Below are 20162 nucleotides of genomic sequence, written 5' to 3' on the forward strand. Positions count from 1 at the left end.
CGTGACAGACAGCCACGCCAGATCCGACCGCACCACCCCGGCGACGCCGACCTCGGTGACGGCCACCCCCGCGGAGGTCTCCCGGCGCAAGGTCGTGGGCTACGGAGCAGCCGCCGTCGCGGGCGCCGCCGCCGCGAGCGCCATGGACTGGGGCCTGGCGCCGAGCGCCCGCGCCGCGGCGCCCGAGGGCACGGCGGCAGCCGCCGCGCTGCCCGTGGTCGCCTTCGGATTCTCCGACCCGACCGGCCTCTACCCGGTGACCGGTACGGCGAAGGCCGCCCCCGACCTGCTCGTGGTCTTCAACCCCACGACGGCGCTGAGCGGTTCGGTCACCTGGTCGGTCGCCGCCCGCGCCGGGGCGCCGCTGAACAGCGGCACCACCGCGTTCACCGCCCCGGCCGGTACGCAGACCACCACCACGATCCCGCTGGGCTCGTACGATCCCGACCACTACGCCGTCACGGCCACCGTCACCAACGCCTCCGGTACCCAACTGCTGGCGCAGACGCTCGGGTTGGGCGTGATCCGGCCGACCGTTGCGGGCCGCAGGCCGAACTCGGCGTTCGGGCTGGGCATCCGCTCGGAGTCGACTCCCGCCATCACCCGGCAGATCGCCCAGCGCATCGGCGTCAAGTGGTGCCGGGGCATCGACGCCGTGCAGCCGGACACCGTCTGCCCGTCCCCCGGCGTCTTCTGGCAGCAGCCGCAGATCGACGCGGCGCGGGCCGAGATCGCCGACTGGCACGCCCACGGCATCGAGGCCCTCGCCGGCATCAACTACAACATGTCGTGGAATGTGCAGCCCGGCCCGGACGGCAAGCCGGTGAAGACCTACCAGAACCGGCCCAAGGACCTGGTCGCGCACGCCGAGATGGTCTACCACTGCATCGCGCCGCTCCAGGACCTGGTCCCCAACTGGGAGGTGTGGAACGAGCCCTGGGTGCACGGCTGGGCGTGGATGACCGGTGACGCCCAGGACTACCGCGACATGTGCAAGCTGATCTGGGACCGGGTGAAGCCCGAGTTCCCCGACGTGAATCTGATCGGCGGCGGCTCGGTCACGTACAACCGCGACATCGTGTACGCGCGGGGCTCCAAGGACACCGGCTACATCGACGGCTCGGTGAACCACGCCTACGGCTACCCCGACGCCACGCAGTACGCGATGACCAAGACGCAGGTCAAGATGGACCGCCTCTGGTCGCGCACCCAGGGCCGCGCCGGGCAGTGGCAGACCGAACTGGGCAACGCCGACGCCAACTTCACCCATCTGCTGGCCGGACAGGCCGGGTACGGCGTGGCCCGCACGGTGGCGCCGACGTACCTGCTGCACATGCTCGCGGGCGCCGAGGAGGACTCGCCGATCCGGATCTTCTGGTTCTCGCTGTCCTACGACAAGACCTACTCCGGCGTCGAGTTCAACATCTACGACATCGCCACGAAGTCCCCCAAGCCCGCCGTCGTCGCCTACGCGACCATGACGAGCCTGCTCGAAGACGCCACGCTGGAAGAGGAGTTGTACCCGAACGCCAAGTCGACGTGGGGCTTCCTGTTCCGCGGCGCCGACGGCAAGGGCCGGGCCGCCGTCTACGCCGACCAGCTCTACGACGGCACGATGGAGGACCAGAGCGCCGGGTACAACGGCACCGTCACCCTCAACGGCGCGCAGGGCGTGCGGGTCTACGACTACCTCGGCCGCCGCCTCGCCGACGGGGCCTCGTCGTCCGTCACGCTCCAGGTCAAGCCGTGGGAAGTCCTGTACTTCGACAGCGATCTGAGTCCTGAGGCGCTGAAATCGGTGCTGACCACGGGTGCCGCCTTCGACTACGACACCCCGCTGAAGGTCGAGGTCCAGTCCTTCACCAGGCCGCTGGGCGCGAGCAGCACCATCGACGTCCTGGTGGAGAACGTCTCGCCGCAGACGCAGAACGCGAAGGTCGTGATCACCCCGCCGTCCGGCTGGCAGGTGTCGCTGTCGGTCTCGCCGTGGATCAGCCTCAAACCCGGCCAGTCGAAGACGCTGACCTTCCCCGTGACGTCGTTCACGGCCAACTCCGCGAACCAGTACGAGATCGGCTACGACATCACGGTGCCGCGCGGCTCGGCCCAGGTGCACCAGACCGGGACGCGGAAGGTGCAGCTCGCGTATCTGCCGTTCCGTCAGATCACCGTCGGCGGAAGCGCCAGCCAGTGGAACGACGTCGTCCCGGTGACGATGACCAGCACCGGCGCGTCCGGTGACACCAAGACGTACAGCCTCCAGGCCGCCTGGGACGACGGCTTCCTGTACTTCAGGGCGCTGATCGAGGACGACGTCCAGCTCTCCAACGTGCCCTTCGCGGCGAACGAGTACCTCTTCCCGTTCAAGGCGGACAGCATCCAGCTCGGCTTCGACGCGGTCGCCCACAAGACCGAGGATCTGCTGGTCGGGGACGCGCACTACGAGAAGTGCCTGCGGTCGCTCTCCCACCTGTACGTCGTCACGCTCGCCACCGGAGGCGTCCCCGAACTGCACCGGCAGCTCGCGCCCGGCACCAACTACCAGACGTACTACCCGACCAACGCGACGCTCCCGACGCCGCTGGGCCCGATGGACGCGAAGGCGGACAGCGGCACCGAGGGCCGGGTGCTGGTGTCGCGGGACGACGTCAACAAGGTGACCAGGTACGAGGTCGCGCTCGCCTGGAGCCAACTCCCCGAGGTGGCCGCCGCGGTGAAGAACGCGCAGCCCGGCGCCGTCACCCCGATGTCCTTCGCCTTCCAGGTGACGGACGCGGGAACCGGCGGTCACGGCGCCACGTACTGGACGACCGCCGCGGAGCCGCCCACGTCCGGCTGCTACAACTTCGCGCCGTTCTGGGGCACCGGCGCCCAGTTCACCGGCGGTCGCGTGGACACCCGCTGGGGCATCGGCAGTTGACCGTCCCGCGCACCCCGTAACGCCTCTTCGCACAGAACCAGGAGCACCCTCCCGTGACCGACCACGCCGCCGATTCCGCCGGACCCGTCAAGGAGTCCGTGCCCGCAGAGCCGCCGTGGGCGCAGCCGTCCGGCGTCCGTATCACCGGGGTCAGGACGATCCTGACCGCTCCCGCGGGCACCACGCTCGTCGTGGTGCGGGTCGACACCAGCGAGCCCGGCCTGTACGGACTCGGCTGCGCGACCTTCACGCAGCGGGCGAAGGCGGTCGCCACGGCGGTCGACGAGTATCTGGCGCCGCAGCTCATCGGCCGCGACCCGGCGGACATCACGGACATCGCGTCGACCTTGCACGTCAGCGGCTACTGGCGGTCGGGGCCCGTGCTCAACAACGCGCTGTCCGGCGTGGACATGGCCCTGTGGGACATCAAGGGCAAGCAGGCGGGACTTCCGGTGTGGCAGCTCCTCGGCGGGCGCTGCCGCACCGCGGTCCCGGTGTACGCGCACGCCGCGGGACGTGACGCGGCGGAGGTCACCGACGAGGTGCTGGCCCTGATGGCCGAGGGGTACGGGCACGTCCGCTGCCAGGTCGCCGTGCCCGGCGCGGGCACCTACGGGGCGCCGGCCGCCGCGGCCACGGCCGGCGCCGCCAAGGCCCTGACCCCCAACGCCTGGGACCCGGCGGCCTATCGGCGCACGGTGCGCGGCCTCTTCGAGCACCTGCGGGAGCACGCGGGCCCCGAGGTCGAGCTGATCCACGACGTGCACGAGCGGGTGCACCCCACCGACGCCGTACGGATCGCGGCGGACCTGGAACCGTACGACCTGTTCTATCTGGAGGACCCGGTCGCGCCCGAGGACATCGAGTGGCTGCGCGTCCTGCGCGGACGCTCGGTGACCCCGATCGCGATCGGCGAGCTGTTCACCAACCCGGCCGAGTACCGCCCGGTCGTCATGGAGCGGCTGTGCGACTTCATCCGGGTCCACGTGTCGGCGATCGGCGGCATCACCCCGGCGTGGCGGCTCGCCGCCGCCTGCGAGATGTTCGGCGTGCGCACCGCCTGGCACGGTCCCGGCGACGTCTCGCCGGTCGGGCACGCCGCCAACCTCGCCCTCGACCTGGCCGCCCCCAACTTCGGCATCCAGGAACAGCATCTGTTCGGCCCGGCCGCGCGGGAGGTCTTCCCCGGCTGCCCCGAGATCCGCGACGGCCACCTGTGGCCGAGCGACGCGCCCGGTCTCGGCGTCGACCTCGACGAGCGGCTGGCGCTGAAGTACCCGCCCAAGGGCGCGGCGGAGCCCGGCCAGGCGTGGAAGCCGCCGCGGCGGGCCGACGGCGCGCTCCAGCGCCCCTGACGCGCGCCCGCCCGGCACCGACCCCGCACCGCACTCGAAGCGACCCCGAACCGACCCCGAACCGACCCCGCACCGCACTCGAACCGAACTCGAAACGAAGGAGCCCCACCCTCATGCGACCCCGTACCTTCGTCACGCTGCTGGCGGCGACCGCCTGCGTGTCGGCCGCGCTCACCGGCTGCGGCTCCTCCTCGTCCGGCGGCGGCGGCGCCACGACCACCCTGACCGTCGCCGAGTGGACCAACCCGGGCGCGATCGAGTTCACGCAGGACCTCAACGCCGAGTTCGAGAAGGCCCATCCGGGCGTGAAGGTCAAGCTCCAGCAGGCGCCGAACAACAACGGCGCCTGGCAGCAGCTCTGGAACAGCCTGCTCCAGTCCAAGTCCGTTGACGTACTGGCCCTTTCCGCGCCCACCCAGGCGGGCTTCGCGCCCAGCTACACCAGCCTCAAGCCCGCGGGCGCCGCCGCCCTGATCGACGCCGGGCAGATGACCGACCTGTCGGCGCAGCCGTTCATGAAGAACTACGACGCGACGGCCCAGGCCGCCGCGGTCGGGCGCAACGGGAAGGTCTACGGCGTCATGGCCGCGCAGTACGCCGCCGCCGGGTCGATCTGGTACAAGAAGGATCTTCTCGACAAGTACCACATGGGCGTGCCCACCACCTTCCAGGAGTTCCTCGACGACTGCGAGACGCTGAAGAAGGCGGGCAAGACCCCGATCTTCGTGGCCGCGAAGGACAACATGCAGGGCGGGGTGTGGCAGGGCTCGGTGAACCAGACCCTCATGCAGGGCCGCCCGGCCTCGGACTCCGTCAAGGTGTCGAGCGAGCGGGCCGACGCGTTCTGGAAGGGCACGCAGTCCTGGACCGACCAGGTCTACAAGGACGCGGCAGGCCGCTACGAGAAGGTCATGAAGTACATCGAGCCCAACGCGGCCGGTGTCGCCCAGCTCACCGCGCCCGGCGTCTGGGCCGCGAAGTCCGACGACTACCCGTTCCTGCTGGACGGTTCGTGGGACGGCGCGCTCATCCAGAAGGCCAACCCCACGCTCAACCTCGGGTTCTTCACCATGCCCGGCACCGACACCCCGGCGGCCAACCGCCTCATGCTCAAGCCCGACCTGACCTGGATGGTCCCGACGACCGCCAAGCACAAGGACCTGGCCATGGAGTGGCTGACGATGTTCTCCGACCCGGAGAACTACAAGGAGTGGCTGACCAAGACCGGCTCCATCTCCACCCAGCCCGCGCTGAAGAACACCGGACTGCCGTGGATGGACTGGCAGAACGCCCACATGGACGACGCCTTCCAGCAGCTCAGCAACCCGTGGGTGCCCGCGGGCGCGCCCGTGGACGCGGGCGGTCCCGACTTCTCCAAGATGACGCCGATCGGCGGCGACAGCGCCGACACGATCCTCAGCCGCTCGGCGAGCGCGTACCGCAAGTCGGTCGGCAACTGACCACCGCCTCCCAGGCACCATGAGAAAGGAGGCGCGGCGTGGCACGCTGTCCCTTCGGAACCCAACGGACGCGGCGGTTCATTCCCTGGGCCAGCATCGCGATTCCGGGAGCGGGCTGGCTGCTGTTCGGGCTCTACCCGTCCCTGGCCACCATCGGATACTCCTTCACCAGGTACTCCGGGCTCCCGGGCACGCCGCTCAACTTCTGCGGACTGTGCAACTACGACGCGGCGTTCACGTCGCTGTCCACCCAACTGTGGAGCGCCGTACGGGTCACGCTGATCTATGTCATCGGCGTGACCGTGCTCCAGAACGCGATCGGGCTCGGACTGGCCCTGCTGCTCAACCGGCCGGGCCGCTCCCTGACCTTCTACCGCGCGCTGATCTTCATGCCGCAGATCTTCTCCGTCACCGTGGTCGGCGCGGTCTTCTCCCTCATGCTCGACCCGTACTCGGGGCCGGTGGAGAAGGTCGTGCACGGCCTGTTCGGCGTCGACTCCGCCTTCCTCGGGTCGAGTTCACTGGCGCTGTGGCTGGTGATGATGGTGAACGTCTGGATGTTCTCCGGCTACTCGATGCTCATCTACATCGCGGGACTGCGGAACATCCCGCGCTCGGTGTACGAGGCCGCGGCGATGGACGGCGCGGGGCGGTTCCGGGTGTTCCGGCATGTGACGTGGCCGCTACTGGCCCCGGCCACCACCGTGAACGTCTTCCTCACCGCCATGGCCACGCTGGGCGAGTACGCGCTGATCATGGTGCTCACCGCGGGCAACTTCGGCACCAAGACCCTGGGGTTGTACATGTTCCAGTCCGCGTTCGGCAGTGACAGCCAACTCGGCTACGGCTCGATGCTGGCGATGATCCAGTTCGTGCTGACCGTCGCGATCGGCGGCGTCCTGCTGTACGGCCTGCGCAGGCGGGAGGTCTCGCTGTGACGACCGCCCGGGCGGCCGGAGCGTCGCCGTCGTCAGCGCCGAGGACCCCCGCGGCCCCCACCCGGCTCCAGCGGCTGATGTCCGCCAGGACGACCAAGGCGGCGGGGCTGAACCTGCTGTGCTTCGCCATCGCGGCCGGTCTGTTCGCCCTGCCGCTGGTCTACGTCCTGCTCCAGGCGTTCAAGACGTACACCGGATTCCTCCAGAACCCCACCGGGATGCCGCATCCGTGGACCACCGAGAGCTTCTCGGCGGCCTGGAACCAGGGGCACTTCGGACGGCAGATGATCAACAGCCTTGTCTACGCGGTCATCCCCGACGTCGTCACGCTGATCCTCGGCGTCTTCCTGGCCTTCCCCATCTCCCGCGGCTACTTCAAATACTCCAACGGGCTGTACACCTTCTTCATCTTCTCCGGCTTCCTGCCCGGCGGCCTGATCCCGCTGTTCATCGAGGCCAGGACGCTGGGCCTGTACAACAGCATGGTCGGCTACCTGATCCTGACCAGCCTGTCCGGCGCCGGGTTCTTCTTCTTCGTCGGCTACATCAAGGGCATCCCGCGCGAGATCGACGAGGCGGCGGCGCTCGACGGCTGCGGCTACATCCGGTTCATCTTCACCATCATCATTCCGCAGATGAAACCGGCCCTGGCCACGTTCGCGATCTTCGGCTTCGTGCACGCCTGGAACAACCTGATCCTGCCGCTCGTGATGCTGTCGGACTCCGCGCTGTGGCCGGTCACCCGGGGGCTGTACTCGTTCTTCGGCGAGTACTCGCAGAACTGGCCGCTGATCGCCGCGGGCACCTTCATCGTCGCGGCGCCCATCATGCTGCTGTTCATCCTGCTCCAGCGCTACCTCGTCGAAGGCGTCGCGGGCGGCGCGGCGTTCGGCACGCAGGGTGTCGCGCCCGGCTCGTCGGGCGCCGGAGGCGCCGAAGTGGGAGGGGGATCGTGACGGCCGCCGTCACGCACTGGCCGGCGGACGGGGACGAGGTGAGGTTCGCGCTCAGCGACCCCCTCGACCACCCCGACTTCGCCTGGCCCCGGACTCTGCTGCACTACCCGGTGCGGTGGGCGGCGCCCTCGATACGCGCCGGGCGACTGCGGCTGCTCGACGCGTCCGGCGCGCCGGTGCCCTTCCAACTCGCCGAGACGACCACGGACTCGGAGGGCGACGACGCGTTCCTGACGTCGGCCACCGTCTGCTTCTTCGCCGACCTCGCGCCCGGCGCCCGCCATGAGTTCACTCTGCGCGCGGACGAGACGCTGCCGTCGGCGCGGGGCACGGGGCCGGTCGAGGTCACCGAGGACGGCGACGGCATCGTGGTCGACGGCGGAGCCCTGCGGGTCCGGCTGCCGTCCGCCGGCCGGTTCGCCACCGGGGACATACCAGGGCCGGTCCGGCAGCTCGACCGCGGGCACGGCTGGGTCGGCAGGTCCGTACTGCGCTGCGGCGACGGGCGGCTGGACCACCTCGACGTGCAACTGACCGAGGCCGGAACGCTGTTCGCGACCCACGTCCTCACGTACGTCTTCACCGGCGGCGCGCGCTACACCGCGACCGTCCGGGTGCTGCGGGACTGCGACTTCCTCGAACTGTCCGAGGAGATGGTGTCGTTGGACGAAAGGGCGACCACCACTACGGCGACGACGGCGACGACGACGGCGACGACGGCCATGGCCTGGGAGCTGCACTGGGAGGGCTGCACGCCCACCCACCGGTTCTCCTCCGCCTGGCCGTTCTCGCAGTCCGCCGCCGACCACGCCGACCCCGGTTCGCCCGAGCTGTACCACTGGCTCGGCATCGACGAGCCCGTCGTCGTCGGCGACTGCGGCGAGGACCCGTCCTTCTCCGGGCCGGGCGGCAGGGAGCACCCCGAGACCGACATGGCCTTCACCGTCGGCCCCTACGCCCCGAGCTTCGCGTGGGACATCCGGCCGCACGCCGCCTTCTGGGACGCCGAACAGCGCGACGCCATGGGCGTGTTCGTCCGCGACCACGCCCGGTGGGACGACCGTACGTACTCCTCGTGGGCGTCGGCGGACACCCTCCGCGTCCACTTCCGCCACGACGGCGTCCTGCGCTGGACCTGGCCGCTGCGCACCGGCACCCGCAGCACCGGTATCGCCTTCTACGACCACGAGCGCGACCTGGAGGTGCTGCGCGCGCAGCGGTCGACGGCCTACCAGTCCACGTACGTACGCCATCTCCAGCACTGGCAGGGCACGCTCAGCCTCGACCGGGTCAAGGACTGGACGCTCACCTATACCGGCAAGCGGCCGGAACCGCTGTGCGGGGAAGGGGAGTTCGGCAGCGCGCGGGAATTCGCCGACGCCCTGCTGACCGGCCCCGAGGGACCCCGGCTGATCGCCCACGGGGTCAACGACGTCGCGGGCTACCTCAACATCGGCCAACGCCCGCTCTACGACCGGCTGCTGGACGGCTACGACCGGTTCGCCGGACAGCTCGACGCCGCCGAGCGCGAACGCGTGGACGCCCTGCTCCTGCTGACCGGATACGTCTCGGCGGGCGAGGAGATCGGCCCGCTGCTGCGGATGGCGGGCGGGCACCCCAACTTCATGGCCGACGGCAAGGCGGCGCTGGCCTGCCTGGCCTGGCTCTTCCCCGAGCACGAGGCGGCGGGGGAGTGGCTGGACCAGTTCGAGCGGTTCGCCGAGCTGACCGGTGTGTTCCACACCCGCCCGGCGCTGCCCTCCCGCCGCGCACGGCCCGGCCGGTGGACCGAGAGCCTGGCCACGTACGTGTGGGCGTATCTGCAGCCCCTCGGCCGGGGCAACCACCTGGCGCGGGAGGCCGACGGCCGCAACCGGGCCGTCACCCCCGAACTCGCCGCCCTCGGCGACTGGTTGGTCAACGCGCTGACCGCACCGGTCGACGTCACCGGCACCGGCGAGCTGCGTCGGCTGCACCCCGCGCAGGGAGCGCACGCCTACTGGCCGCGCCGCCCTCCCATCGAGATGCGGCTGCTCGGCGAGACCCTGCACCGCTACCGGCCCCTGGTCGCCGAACACCTGCTGTGGGGCAGCGACCCCGCCGCCCGACGCCTGGACAGCCCGCACGACGCACCCGACCCCTGGCGCGTCACCGTGCGCACCGAGGGCAACCCCGGCACCAACCCCCGCCTGCGCAGCGCCAAATACACCGGATACGGGATCACCCTGCGCGCCGACGTCGACCGGCCGGGCGAGGTCGCCGTCTTCCTCCAGCAGGTGGACCGCGGCCCCAACTACCGCTGGGGCATCGCCGACGACAACGGGAGCGGCCACCTCTACTACTACGCGGCGGGCGCCTCCTACAGCGGCCACGGCCCCGAGGACGCCGGGGACCGCCGCGTGCCCGACGCGACCTTCGCGACCTCCTGCGCGGTCTGGAAGGACGGCGCCTTCCGCGGCATCGGCTGCCACACCCTCGACCGGCCGATGTACGACCTCGGCGGCGCGCAGTACGCGGAGATCGTCCCCGATCCCGACGGCCCGGTCGGCGACCTGTACCTCGGCCGCAGCGTGCTGCTCGTCGGCACCGACTACCTGGTCACCTACGACTCCTTCGCGCCCAACCAGCGCATGGTGTGGACCTGGTCGGTGCTCACCGAGGCCACCGGGCACGATGCCAACAGCTACGCCCACCTGCCCGAGCGGATGCCGTTCATCCACCTCGTGCGCGGGGTGCGCGAGGACGGCACGGTGGGAGAAGGCGGCGCGGCGGGCCGGGGCGGCGCGGTGCGGGAGACCGGCACGCTCGGAGGCGCCTTCGCCACCGACGTCACGCACGGCGTACGCCTCGAAGGCCGCGCCGACGGGGCAAACGGCAACACGCTCGCGGTCGTCAGCCACCGCGACGACCTGGTGATCGACCCGGCCGCCGACACGCCCTGGGGCGCCAGGATCCGGGCCCCGCACAGCCTCGACCTCGTCTTCCGGCACCAGTCCGCGAGGCCCTGCGAACCGGCCGCCGTCGAATTCGCCGAGGACGGGCTGCGGTTCACGGGGACGGCGGGCACGATCCGGCTCTTCGACAGCGGACACCGCGAACTGACGCTCTTTCACGGCAGCGCCATCGGCACGGCGGACGTCCTGCTGACCACCGACGACCGCGACCTGGGCATCAGCCTCGGCTACCTCCACCCCACGGAGCTGCGCGGCACGTACGACGCGCAGACGGACACCGGGATCACCCTGCGCCTGCCCGCCGGGCTCGACGCCGCGGCGGACTTCTCCGTGGACGGCGCACCGCTGCGCCCGCTCGGCCGGACGCACGACACCGTGCGGCTGGCGCTCCCACGGGGCCGCCACGCATGGGAGTTGACCGCGCGCCGCCCGGAACCGGCGCCGCCGCGGGTGATCCGTACCGAGACCGTCCCCGGCGGCGCCGTCGTGCACTTCACCGCCGTCGCCGCGGCCGACTCCTACCTGCTCGAACTCAGCACGGACGGCGGTCTGACCTGGGCACCGGCCGTCGCCGCCGCCGACAGCCCCGGACTCCTGAGCGGACTGTCCGACGGCGTGAAGTACCACGTCAGGGTCGCCGCGCGGAACACCGACCGGCAGGGCCCTCCCGGCGCCGACTACCCGGTCTACGCGTCCGGCCGGGTGCCGGAGCCGCCGGACGGCCTGAAGGTCAGACTCAACGACGGCGCGGTGAGCGTCAGTTGGGGCGAGGTGCTGGGCGCAGGACGGTACCGGCTGTACCAGCGGCGCAAGGGCGAGGCCGGCTTCCGCGAGGTCTTCGCGGGCACGGCCTTCGCGTACGTCGACCGCGTGCCCGGTGTCGTACCGGCGACCGGCGATCCGCGCGGGTCGGACGGTGCTCGCGGCGGCGGGAGGCCGGGGCAGGCGCCCGTCCTGGAGTACGCGGTGGCCGCCGAGAACGGAAACGGTACCGGCCCCATGTCGCCCCCCGTCGACACCGACCCCGGCAGTTGGCGGCACTGGAATCCGCCGGTCGACGTCGCCTTCCGCCGCCACCACGCCTACAACCAGCCGCCGTACGCCCCCGCCTGCGCGACCCCGCGGCCCTACGACGAACAGCGCCCGCCCGCCCAACTCCCGCACGATATGGACCCGTTGGAGCGGACATGGTGACGGCGCAGCGCATCCTGATCACCGGGGCCGCGGGCCGCGTCGGCCGGGCGCTGCGCCCGCGCATGGCGCGGCCGGGACGCACGCTCCGGCTCCTGGACATCGCCGAGATCGAGCCGCCGGCGTCGGGCGAGGCCGTGGAGACCGTACGCGCCTCGTTCACCGACCCGGACGCGATCGACGCCGCCTGCCAGGGTGTCGACGCCGTGCTCCACCTCGGGGGACTGGCCGGGGAGGCGCCCTGGGAGCGCATCCGGGAGATCAACATCGACGGCACGCAACGGGTACTGGAGGCCGTGCGCCGCCAGGGCGTGCCGCGGGTGGTGCTCGCCTCCAGCATCCACGCGGCGGGATTCCGTACGCGGGACGACGCCGTACCCGTACGGGAGGAGGGCGCTGCCGCAGGGGCCCCGGCCGCTGAGCGCGCCGATCTGCCCGCGGACATCGCACCGCGCCCCGATACGTTCTACGGCGCGGGGAAGGCCGCGGTGGAGGCGCTCGGCGCGCTCTACCGGAGCCGCTTCGGCATCGACGTCACCTGTCTGCGGATCGGCGCCTTCCGGCCGCGCCCGCTCGCTCCTGAGGACCTGGCCGCCTGGCTGTCGCCGGACGACGCGGCCCGGCTGGTGGAGGCGTGTCTGCGCGCGGAGCCCGCCGGATTCCGGATGCTGTGGGGCATCTCCCGCAACACCCGCCGGTGGTGGTCCCTCGCGGAAGGGGAGGCCATCGGCTACCACCCGCGGGACGACGCCGAGGACCACCTGGCCGCGCTCCTGGAGTGCGGGTCCTTCGGTCCCGCGGACTTCGACCCGGCGGCCGACCGCAACTTCCGCGTCGGCGCCAATTTCTGCACTATGCCGTTGGGCTGACGACAAGGGCCTGCCGTCGGCAGCAAGCTCGGACGGCAACAGTTTTCGGTCATCCGGCCGCGCAGGCGCTCCGGTTGGCGAACACCGTGGGACTGGAGAGGGAACGTATGAGTGAGGAACACGCCGGTCGCGTCGCGCTGGTCACGGGCGGATCGAGCGGTATCGGCCGCGCCGCCGCGGAACTGCTGGCCGCGTCGGGCGCCGCTGTCGCCGTCTGCGGTGTGGACGCCGACGACACGGAGAAGACGGCCGCGGCCATCGCGGAGGCGGGCGGCCGGGCGCTGCCCGTCGTCGCGGACGTCTCGGACCCCGACGCGGTCGCCGCGGCGGTGGCGCGGACCGTGAGCGAGTACGGCGGTCTCGACGTGCTGGTGACCTCCGCGGGCATCCAGCGCTACGGAACGGTCGCCGACACCGACGAGAAGACCTGGGACGAGGTGTTCGCCGTCAACGTCAAGGGAGTGTTCCTGACCGCCCGCGCCGCCCTGCCCCACCTGCGGCGCAGCGCCTCCGGCGGCTCCGTCGTCGTGGTCTCGTCCGTGCAGTCGCGCGCCGCGCAGTCCAACGTGGCCGCCTACGCGGCGGCGAAGGGCGCGCTGAACGCGCTGGTCCGGTCGATGGCCGTGGACGAGGCCCCCTTCGGGGTACGGGTCAACGCCGTCTGCCCCGGCTCCGTCGACACCCCGATGCTGCGCCACTCGGCGGCACGGTTCAGCGACGGCAGCGAGGAAGGGGTGCGGCGACTGCTCGGGGAGTGGGGCCGCAGCCACCCGATAGGGCGCATAGCCCAGCCCCGCGAGGTCGCCGAGGTGATCGCCTTCCTGGCCGGCACCCGCGCCGGATTCGTCACCGGCACGGACATCCCGGTCGACGGCGGCGTCCTCGCGGCCCTGGCCGTCACCCTCCCCCAGGACGCCCCGGAGCCCTCCGCGACAGCCTGACCCCACGGCCGGACCGATAGCGGCGACGAGGGAGCGGGGGCCCTCGTCGGCACGGTGAAGTCGGTCGCCGTGCGCAGCGACCGGCGCCGGGCGGGCCCGTCGGCGTCCCGGCGGAGCGCGAGCCGTTGCTCTACGGCCTGCGGGCGGGCGGCGGTTGAAGGGCGGGCCAGCGGGTGAGCATCGCTTCGCGCATCGCGGGGGCCAGACGGCCGAGAGCCGGCAGGCGGCCCTCTCGGGCGGTCACGCGGCCGACGACGCCGAGCCGGTGGACCAGCCGCTGACGGGCCGTCACCGTGCCCCACTCCCAGTCCTGGTGCGGAATCAGGGCCAGGCGGTCGGTGGTCCCGCGCTCGGCCCGCTGCACCAGCGCGTCACCGCGCAGCAGCCAACCGGCGCAGGCGTCGGTGAGATCGCCCGGGACATCCGTGCCCGTCGCCCGGCGCCAGGCGTCGCGATACGCGGCCTCCGCCGCTTCCAGCAGCGGGGGAGCGGGGGCGGTGACGCACCAGCAGGTCGGGAAACCGACGCGCAGATAGGCGAGTTCGACGATTCCGTCGCCCAACGCGGCCTGCTCGAAGTCGATGAATCTGACGCCGTCGTCGGTGTGCATGTCGTTGCCGGGGCACGGGTCGCCGTGCAGCAGAGCGCGGCCCCGCGACTGTGACGTGCGGTCCACGAGGTCGTCCAACTCGCCGCGTACGGCGGGCGGTACGGCGACGCCGAGGGCCTGGGCGAGGGCGAGGAAGGAGTCGACGTCCGTGTGCGCCGGGCCCGACCAGGCGGGGAGTACGTCCGAGCCGTCGCTGTCGTCGCCGCCGTCGCCGACGTCCGCATCGCCGCTGGTCGCCGCGTGGAGCCGGGCCAGTGCCCCGGCGTAGTCGACGATCCACGCCTCGCGCGGCGGCCGGTGCTCCACGTACTCCAGCACCAGCACCCGCTCCCGCGCGTCGGTGCCCAGCAGCGTCGGCACGACCGGCGGATCGACCCGGCCCGCGAGCCGCAGCGCGGCCACCTCGCGGGCGTACCTCTCGTCGGCCTCGGGCGCGTCGACAAGTTGCTTGACCACCACGGGAGTTCCGGCCAGCTCGGCCCGCCACACCCGCGAGCGCGGACTGCTCCCCAGCCGGCGGCCCCGCCGGGGCGTCCCCAACTCGTCCCGCAACTTCTCCCCGAGGGGCAGCCGTGACCGCATGGCGGCATCCTCGCACGGGCGGGGACGACACCCGGAGCGATTTACGGCGCGGCGGCCCCGCCCGGTCCGGGGCGGTCCCCGCCCATGACATTCGTCATGAACAGTCATGACAGACCACACGGCCCGAAGCGCCGACGGGCGGACAGCCTTGAGACATGGACACAGTCATCGAAACCACCGGCTTGCGGCGGAGCTACAGCGGCTTCGAGGCCGTACGCGGCGTCGACATCAGCGTGGGGCCGGGCGAGCTGTTCGCCCTGCTGGGGACGAACGGCGCGGGCAAGACCTCGACGCTGGAGATCCTGGAGGGGCAGGCGCCCGCCAGCGCGGGAACCGTACGGGTGCTGGGCGCCGACCCCTACCGCGAGCGTGCCGCGGTGCGGCCCCGTATCGGAGTGATGCTCCAGGAGGGCGGCTTCCCCACCGAGCTGACCGTCGCGGAGACCGTCGACATGTGGGCGGGCTGCACCAGCGGCGCCCGGCCCGTGGCGGAGGCCCTGGAGCTGACGCGGCTGGAGCAGCGGCGCGGGGTCCGGGTCAAGCAGCTCTCCGGCGGCGAGCGGCGCCGCCTCGACCTCACGCTCGCGCTGCTCGGACGGCCGGAGGTGCTCTTCCTCGACGAGCCCACCACCGGTCTCGACGCCCAGTCCCGGCACGACACCTGGGAGCTGATCGGAGAGCTGAAGCGGCAGGGCACCACGGTGCTGCTCACCACGCACTACCTCGAAGAGGCGGAGCAGTTGGCGGACCGGCTGGCCATCATGCACGCGGGCCGGATCGCCAGCACCGGACGCGTCGCGGACGTGGTCGCCGAGCGGCCCGCGCGGATCACCTTCGAACTGCCCTGGGGCCGCTTCCCCGCCGACCTGCCGCCGCTGCGGTCGATCGGCGTCACCGCACACGAGGTCACCGGGCAGAAGATGCGCCTGGAGACCCGCGACCTCCAGCACACCACCACCGAGCTGCTGTGCTGGGCCCGTGACCAGGGCGTCGAACTGACCGGCCTCGACGTCCGTTCCGCGTCACTGGAAGAGGCGTTCATGGACATCGCCAAAGAGCTCGACCACCGGGACGAGCACCCGGACGAGCATCGTGGCGGCGACCGCACAGAGCAGCGATCCGACCGCCGAGCCGACCACCGGGCCGCCCACCGGGCCGACGACCACCAGGAGACGACGCGATGACCTCCGCGACCACGACGACCACCGCGCCCACGGACACCGCGCGCCGGTCCCGTAAGAGCACCGAACGCCTGGCCGCGCTCGGCCGCGCGGAACTGATCCTGCTGGTCCGCAGCAAGGCCGCCCTCATGACGGCCCTCGTCCTGCCCGGTGTCATCGCCGTGTCGATGCGCAGCGCCGTGAAGAGCCTGGACCTGGGCGGCACCGGCCTGTCCGTCGCCACCGTGCTGGTGCCGGGCGCCCTCGGCATGGCGCTGTTCTTCGCGATCTACACCAACATGGTCGGCGTGTACGTCACCCGCCGCGAGGGCCTTGTCCTCAAGCGGCTCCGCTCGGGAGAGGTCCGCGACGCCGAGATCCTGACCGGCGGCGCGCTGCCCGCGGTCCTGATGGCGGTCGTGCAGTCCCTGCTGCTCGGCGTCGGACTCGCCGTCCTGCTCGACATGCCCGCCCCCGAGGCACCTCACCTGCTGGTCCTCGGCCTGCTCCTCGGTATCGTGCTGCTGGTCGTGGGCGCCGCGCTCACCGCCGCCTTCACCCAGACGGCTGAGAGCGCCCAATTGACCTTTCTGCCGTTCATGCTGGTGAGCATGGCCGGTTCCGGGATGTTCCTGCCCCGCGACACCCTGCCGGACACGGTGGCGCGCATCGGTGCGTTCCTGCCGTTCACCCCGGTCATGGACCTGTTGCGCGGCGGCTGGACGGGGAATGTGGACGGGACGGACCAGCTCCGGCTCACTCTCACGGCCCTGGTGTGGATCGGCGTGGCCGTGCTCGGCGTACGGAAGTGGTTCCGTTGGGAGCCTCGGCACTGACCGCCCGCGCGGCCGACGAGAAGGCCGGGCGCGCACGGCGCCGGACACGTAGGACTCAAGGATTCGAAGGACCGAAGGACTCGAAGGACGAAGGGACGAAGGGGCGACGGTGACTGCGGGAACCACAGGGACCACGACGGGACCCACGGGAACGGCCGGGCTGGCGAGCGTGCAGAGCTGGGTGGAGTGGCTCGGCCACCGGCACGGCACGGACCGCTACCGTCGCTACACCCTGAACTCCCTCTCCTGCTTCGCCCTGTTCGAGGCGGGCCTGTGGACGCTGTGGGTCGTCACGAACGACGTGGGCCCGCTCTGGATCGCGGTCGCGGTCCTGGGCGCTGCCCACGTCGTCGTCCAGGCGCTGCTCTCCCGCGCCGGGCTCCGCGCCTACATCGGCCTGGCGCCCCGCCCGTACCTGCTGGCCGCCCTCTACACCGCCGTCACGGTCGCCGCCGTCGCGGTGGGCTGCGTGTTGCAGGCGAAGGACCGCGTCGAGGGGAAGGACCTCGCGCCGTACGTGCTGTGGCTGATGATGTTCTACGCGGGCCCGCCCATGCTGGCGCTGTCCCTGCGGGCGGGTACGGCCCTGGTCTCGGCCGTCACGCTGGGCTCGCTGGTCGCCGTCTTCGCGACCGGACTGCGCGGGGAGTCGCTGGCGGTGGTCGTCGGCGGGACCCTGTTCCTCGTCCCGTTCATGGCCCTCGCCCTGCGGGCCTCCGGCTGGAGCGTGCTCCTGATCGAGGAGCTGGCCGCGGCCCGCGGGACCCAGGCCCGCCTGGCCGTGGCCGAGGAACGCCTGCGCTTCGGCCGCGACCTGCACGACATCCTCGGACGCAACCTCGCCGTGGTGGCGCTGAAGAGCGAACTGGCGGCGAAGCTCGCGGAACGCGGCAGCCCCGAGGCCGTCGACCTGATGTACGAGGTGCAGCGCATCGCGCAGGACAGCCAGCGCGAGATCCGTTCCGTCGTGCGCGGATACCGCACCGCGGACCTGCACACCGAACTCGCGGGGGCCCGCGAGGTCCTGAAGGCCGCCGGTATTCCCTGCCGTATCAGCGACGGTCCCGCCGCCCGCCTCCCGGACGACATCCAGACCGCGCTCGGCTGGGTCATCCGCGAGGCCGTCACCAATGTGCTGCGCCACGCCCAGCACGCCACCCGCTGCGAGGTGTCCCTGCGCGACACCGGCGAGGGCGCTGTCACGCTGGTCGTGGAGAACGACGGGAGCGACCACCGGGGCGGGCGCGGCCACCGCGCGGGGAGCGTGGGAGGCGGGAGCGGGCCCGCCACCACGGCGGGCAGCCGCACGGCGGACGCGGCCTCCGCGGACGGGACCACGCCCGCCGGAAGCGGTCTCGCCGGACTCGAAGAGCGTCTGACGCAGCTCCAGGGCACACTCACGACCAGCGAACGCTCCGCCGGCGTCTTCCGCCTGACCGTGACCATCCCGTGGGAGGAAACACCATGATCAGGGTCCTGCTCGCCGACGACGAGCACCTCATCCGCGGAGCGCTCGCCTCGCTGCTCGCCCTGGAGGACGACATCCTCGTCGCCGCCGAGGCGGGCTCCGGCGACGAGGCCCTCGCCATGGCACGGGCCCACCGGCCGGACGTCGCCGTCCTCGACCTCCAGATGCCGCGCGGCGACGGAATCAGCGTCGCGGAACACCTGCGCGCCGAACTCCCCGACTGCGCGACGATGATCGTGACCAGCCACGCCGGGGCCGGGGCCCTCAAGCGCGCGCTGAGCGCGGGCGTGCGCGGCTTCGTGCCCAAGACCGTCTCCGCGCAGCAGCTCGCCCGCATCATCCGTACCGTGCACGACGGCGGACGCTACGTCGACCAGGAGCTGGCCGCCGACGCCATCACCGCGGGCGACTCCCCGCTGACGCCCCGCGAGGCGGAACTGCTCGCCATGGCCGAGGAGGGGGCGCCCGTCGCCGACATCGCCGCCCGCGCGATGCTCTCGGTCGGCACCGTACGCAACCACCTGTCGTCCGCCGCCACCAAGGTCGGCGCCGAGAACCGCCATGTCGCGGCGCGCCTCGCCCGCGAGCGCGGCTGGCTGTGACCGCACAGCGCACCGGAGACCGCGGGCGGGGGCCGCAGGAGGTCAGGGACCGGTCACCCGCAGGAGACGAAGGTCACCTCCACGGCCCGCCTCCTGGCCCGTGGTCTGTACCGGCGCTCACGGGGAAACCGCCGTGACAGGGACCAAGCCGCGTGACGTGCGGCGGCAGGCCCGACGACGACGAAGTGGTGGCGATCGTGGGCATGGTCCGAAGATTCGACGCCTATCAGCGCGAGCACACCTGGATCGGGCTGCCGCTGGCGGTGGTGTACAAATTCGGCGAGGACCAGGGCGGCTACCTCACGGCGCTGATCGCCTACTACGCCTTCCTGTCGGTCTTCCCCGTGCTGCTGCTCCTGGTGTCGGTGCTCGGCTTCCTGCTGCACAACGACGCGCACTTCCAGAAGCAGGTCGTCGACTCGGCCCTGCACCAGTTCCCGGTGATCGGCGATCAGATCGGCGAGAACATCCGGTCGTTCCACGGCAACACGCTCGCGGTCGTCACCGGTGTGATCGGCGGCCTGTACGGCGCGCTCGGTGTCGCCCAGGCCGCGCAGAACACCCTGCTGAAGATCTGGGCCGTGCCGCGCCACGACCGGCCGAACCCGCTGCGCTCCCGGCTGCGCAGCCTGCTGGTGGTAGGGGTCTTCGGCGTGGGCCTGGCCGCCACCACCGCGCTGACCTCGCTCGCGTCGGACGCCCGCGCGTTCGGCGTCCACCCCGTCGTCCTGCTGCGGATCGCGGCGACCGTACTGTCCACGGCCGTCAACACCGGCCTGCTCCTGTTCGCGTACCGCTACTTCACGGTCGGCACCGTACGGCTGCGCTCCTCGGCGGGTACGGCGCTGGCCGCCGCGCTGGCCTGGCAGTTCGTGCAGTGGGCGGGCACGTACTACGTCCGGCACGAGCTGCGCGGGGCGACCGCCACGTACGGGCTGTTCGGGATCGTCCTCGGCCTGATCACCTGGATCTACCTGGGCGCGCTGATCTTCGTCCTCACCGCGGAGGTGGCGGCGGTACGGGCCCGGCGGCTCTGGCCGCGCAGCCTGCTCACCCCGTTCACCGACAATGTGGTGCTCAGCCGCGCGGACCGTGAGGTGTACACCTCGTACGCCGCCACGGAGGTCTTCAAGGGCTTCCAGCACGTCGAGGTGAGGTTCGACCCGCCGACCGTGCCCTCGCCCACCGGTACGGCGACGGATACGGCAACCGGTACGCCGCCGCCCGGCGTCGGGCTTCCCGCGCAGGACGGTTCGGGGGACGCGAAGGACGTCGTTCCATAGCGGGTGCCTCAACTCCGCCGATCGGGGAAGTCGGCCT

At 71.9% G+C, this 20162-nt stretch carries 14 protein-coding genes; 13 read left to right on the forward strand and 1 reads right to left on the reverse strand.

Annotated elements, in window-relative coordinates; all coding sequences use genetic code 11:
• Position 1: 1 nt before the first annotated feature.
• The 8 genes from ACIO6U_RS20600 to ACIO6U_RS20635 all read left to right on the forward strand — a co-directional run bounded on the left by ACIO6U_RS20600 (position 2) and on the right by ACIO6U_RS20635 (position 13584).
• On the forward strand, positions 2-2920 hold the full coding sequence (locus ACIO6U_RS20600; protein ID WP_401721065.1) for a hypothetical protein: 2919 nt from the start codon (positions 2-4) through the stop codon (positions 2918-2920).
• Between the two features lie 53 nt (positions 2921-2973).
• Positions 2974-4275, forward strand: coding sequence for an enolase C-terminal domain-like protein (locus ACIO6U_RS20605; protein ID WP_401721068.1), 1302 nt, complete (start codon positions 2974-2976; stop codon positions 4273-4275).
• 113 nt (positions 4276-4388) lie between these two features.
• Positions 4389-5735, forward strand: coding sequence for an ABC transporter substrate-binding protein (locus tag ACIO6U_RS20610; protein WP_401721072.1), 1347 nt, complete (start codon positions 4389-4391; stop codon positions 5733-5735).
• 38 nt (positions 5736-5773) lie between these two features.
• Positions 5774-6673, forward strand: coding sequence for a sugar ABC transporter permease (locus tag ACIO6U_RS20615; protein WP_355333125.1), 900 nt, complete (start codon positions 5774-5776; stop codon positions 6671-6673).
• Entirely contained in the window at positions 6670-7629 is a 960-nt protein-coding gene (locus ACIO6U_RS20620; RefSeq protein ID WP_391048300.1) for an ABC transporter permease subunit, read from the forward strand. The genes ACIO6U_RS20615 and ACIO6U_RS20620 overlap by 4 nt, the downstream gene beginning before the upstream one ends.
• Positions 7626-11777 carry a hypothetical protein gene (locus tag ACIO6U_RS20625; RefSeq protein WP_401721076.1) on the forward strand — a complete coding sequence of 1384 codons (4152 nt, stop codon included), beginning with the start codon at positions 7626-7628 and terminating at the stop codon, positions 11775-11777. The genes ACIO6U_RS20620 and ACIO6U_RS20625 overlap by 4 nt, the downstream gene beginning before the upstream one ends.
• Positions 11771-12643, forward strand: coding sequence for an NAD-dependent epimerase/dehydratase family protein (locus ACIO6U_RS20630; protein WP_401721079.1), 873 nt, complete (start codon positions 11771-11773; stop codon positions 12641-12643). The genes ACIO6U_RS20625 and ACIO6U_RS20630 overlap by 7 nt, the downstream gene beginning before the upstream one ends.
• A 107-nt stretch (positions 12644-12750) precedes the next feature.
• A complete protein-coding gene (locus ACIO6U_RS20635; protein ID WP_391161099.1) occupies positions 12751-13584 on the forward strand; it encodes a glucose 1-dehydrogenase in 834 nt (277 codons plus the stop codon).
• 130 nt (positions 13585-13714) lie between these two features.
• Here ACIO6U_RS20635 and ACIO6U_RS20640 read toward each other — a convergent pair whose 3' ends face one another.
• Complete coding sequence (locus ACIO6U_RS20640) at positions 13715-14776, reverse strand: phosphotransferase family protein (protein ID WP_401721083.1); 1062 nt, start codon at positions 14774-14776, stop codon at positions 13715-13717.
• A gap of 155 nt (positions 14777-14931) precedes the next feature.
• Between ACIO6U_RS20640 and ACIO6U_RS20645 the strand changes: the two genes are divergently transcribed.
• The 5 genes from ACIO6U_RS20645 (at position 14932) to ACIO6U_RS20665 (ending at position 20125) form a co-directional block, all read left to right on the forward strand.
• Positions 14932-15960 carry an ABC transporter ATP-binding protein gene (locus tag ACIO6U_RS20645; protein ID WP_401721086.1) on the forward strand — a complete coding sequence of 343 codons (1029 nt, stop codon included), beginning with the start codon at positions 14932-14934 and terminating at the stop codon, positions 15958-15960.
• Positions 15957-16772, forward strand: a complete 816-nt coding sequence (locus ACIO6U_RS20650; RefSeq protein WP_355333109.1) for an ABC transporter permease — start codon at positions 15957-15959, stop codon at positions 16770-16772. The genes ACIO6U_RS20645 and ACIO6U_RS20650 overlap by 4 nt, the downstream gene beginning before the upstream one ends.
• 109 nt (positions 16773-16881) lie before the next feature.
• Entirely contained in the window at positions 16882-18240 is a 1359-nt protein-coding gene (locus tag ACIO6U_RS20655) for a sensor histidine kinase (RefSeq protein WP_401721089.1), read from the forward strand.
• A complete protein-coding gene (locus tag ACIO6U_RS20660) occupies positions 18237-18842 on the forward strand; it encodes a response regulator transcription factor (protein WP_355333104.1) in 606 nt (201 codons plus the stop codon). Before ACIO6U_RS20655 ends, ACIO6U_RS20660 begins: the two co-directional genes overlap by 4 nt.
• Positions 18843-18994: 152 nt before the next feature.
• Positions 18995-20125 carry a YhjD/YihY/BrkB family envelope integrity protein gene (locus ACIO6U_RS20665; protein WP_391048284.1) on the forward strand — a complete coding sequence of 377 codons (1131 nt, stop codon included), beginning with the start codon at positions 18995-18997 and terminating at the stop codon, positions 20123-20125.
• Positions 20126-20162 lie beyond the last annotated feature (37 nt).

Source organism: Streptomyces sp. NPDC087422, from assembly GCF_044744145.1.
Taxonomy (GTDB): Bacteria; Actinomycetota; Actinomycetes; order Streptomycetales; family Streptomycetaceae; genus Actinacidiphila.

Bases quoted from the DNA above. Each gene is read 5' to 3' on its own strand.
- ACIO6U_RS20630 (WP_401721079.1), top strand. From the start codon at position 11,771: ATGGTGACGGCGCAGCGCATCCTGATCACCGGGGCCGCGGGCCGCGTC.
- ACIO6U_RS20660 (WP_355333104.1), top strand. From the start codon at position 18,237: ATGATCAGGGTCCTGCTCGCCGACGACGAGCACCTCATCCGCGGAGCG.
- ACIO6U_RS20650 (WP_355333109.1), top strand. From the start codon at position 15,957: ATGACCTCCGCGACCACGACGACCACCGCGCCCACGGACACCGCGCGC.
- ACIO6U_RS20610 (WP_401721072.1), top strand. From the start codon at position 4,389: ATGCGACCCCGTACCTTCGTCACGCTGCTGGCGGCGACCGCCTGCGTG.
- ACIO6U_RS20640 (WP_401721083.1), bottom strand. From the start codon at position 14,776: ATGCGGTCACGGCTGCCCCTCGGGGAGAAGTTGCGGGACGAGTTGGGG.
- ACIO6U_RS20635 (WP_391161099.1), top strand. From the start codon at position 12,751: ATGAGTGAGGAACACGCCGGTCGCGTCGCGCTGGTCACGGGCGGATCG.
- ACIO6U_RS20645 (WP_401721086.1), top strand. From the start codon at position 14,932: ATGGACACAGTCATCGAAACCACCGGCTTGCGGCGGAGCTACAGCGGC.